Origin of the sequence: Streptomyces chiangmaiensis (assembly GCF_036281785.1) — a bacterium.
Taxonomy (GTDB): domain Bacteria; phylum Actinomycetota; class Actinomycetes; order Streptomycetales; family Streptomycetaceae; genus Streptomyces; species Streptomyces chiangmaiensis.
Genome location: NZ_JAYWVC010000563.1, coordinates 1 through 1,449 on the forward strand (window position 1 = coordinate 1; position 1,449 = coordinate 1,449).

Annotated in this window: 1 protein-coding gene and 1 pseudogene; one reads left to right on the forward strand and one right to left on the reverse strand. The window is 66.4% G+C overall.

Features of this window, described 5'->3' with window-relative positions:
* Positions 1-498 precede the first annotated feature (498 nt).
* Positions 499-933: a hypothetical protein gene (locus tag VXC91_RS45535; protein WP_329513202.1), complete on the forward strand. Its 435-nt coding sequence runs from the start codon at positions 499-501 to the stop codon at positions 931-933.
* Between the two features lie 193 nt (positions 934-1,126).
* On the opposite strand, the pseudogene VXC91_RS45540 reads toward VXC91_RS45535, so the two are convergent.
* Positions 1,127-1,449, reverse strand: a pseudogene (locus VXC91_RS45540) (ATP-binding protein); the annotation flags it as partial.

The following is a 1,449-nucleotide window of genomic DNA, read 5'->3' on the forward strand; positions in this document are numbered from 1 at the left end:
GCTCTCAACTGTCAGTCTCCGGCCGAACTTGCGCGCGAGCTGGCGGACGATGGGGTCCTGTCGCTGGAGACCACGCTCTGCTTGGTGCGGACGTTGCGGAACGCAGCGAGCGACTGAAACACGCTTGCCTGTGGTCTGCTCGATCGTGCAGATCTTCGCCTGGGCGTAAGACGTCCCGGCCGACCGGCGCTATTGAACAGTCCTGGTGAGTTCTCAGCGTGTCGGTGCGCATGTGCACCGGGGCAGCAGGGCGGTTATGGGTGTGCTGAAGCGGCCGCCCTGCACGAGAGGCCCCAGTCTGTACGTCCCCCGGACCGGCTGGGGCTTCTTCGTGCCCGTTCGGGTGCACCGTTGGTGTGGCGGTACGCGGTCTGACGCGGGAGATCCGACGATGGCATGAGAGGTGGGCCGAGTCCTGCTGGCTCGCCTGACGGCCCCAGCCCACCTCACCCCCCGGGGCTGGGACCGCTTCATGTCGGTATGCGCAAGCATCACCGCATGGCGACTCTGGTCATATCGGCCTGCGCGCTCGGGGTGAGCGTCATCGCCCTCATCTGGCAGTTCATTTCGTGGCTTCGGAATGGGCCAGTCATCAAGGTGTCCACCCACTACGCCATTGCGGTGATCGCCGGGAACCTCGCTCCTGGGGACTACCTGGCCATAGCAGCCACCAACCGGGGACGGGCGCCCACAATGATCACAAGTTGGGGCCTACTGCTCCCCGGAAACGTGACCACAGCTTCAACGAGTGCTCTGCTTCCTGGCGTCGAGCCGCTGCCCCATCGCCTTGACCCGTATGCCGAGGCGAGTTGGTACATCGAACACGAGGAACTGGACGGGATCTGCCGGACGCGTGGAATCACTCGGGGCCAGATCCGGCCGCTCGTCATCGTCTCCGGGCAGGGGCGGAAGGTCGGAAAGCCGCTGCGCTGAGCCGTACTCCAAGGCGCGTTCACCCGGGGAGGGAGGCCGGAAGGGGCGCCCGAACCCCCCGTTTTCAGGCCCTCGGACGCCCCTCGGCGTGTGCCTCTCTCGCTTCCCTCAACGAACATCTGTGCAGGTCACACAGAGGGAGGCAGTACAGTGAGGCAGTGAGGGAGAACTCCCTCCGCCCTCATGGCTCCCTCTACGCCGCATCCCGCCGCGCGAGCGCATCACGCACCTTCTGCCGGTCGACAACCATCTTCCCGTCCGACTTGTGCGGCGCCGCGTCGAAGCCCTCGAGGAACTCCCGAAGATCGCTGTTGTTCCACATCTTGTACACCACCGGGTTCAGCTCAGCGAGCCGTTGCAGCACCTCACGCGTGAGGACCCGAGCGTACTGCCCGATGACGTGGACGATGTCCGCGAGTGGGTCGACATCCTGCACCGGCTGCAGCTGGCGGACCGCGGCGCGCCCGTCGAGGGGGGCGGTGTGCCGGGCGGCTATGGCTGCCCGGGTCCGCGGTC

Bases quoted from the DNA above. Each gene is read 5' to 3' on its own strand.
- VXC91_RS45535 (WP_329513202.1), top strand. From the start codon at position 499: ATGGCGACTCTGGTCATATCGGCCTGCGCGCTCGGGGTGAGCGTCATC.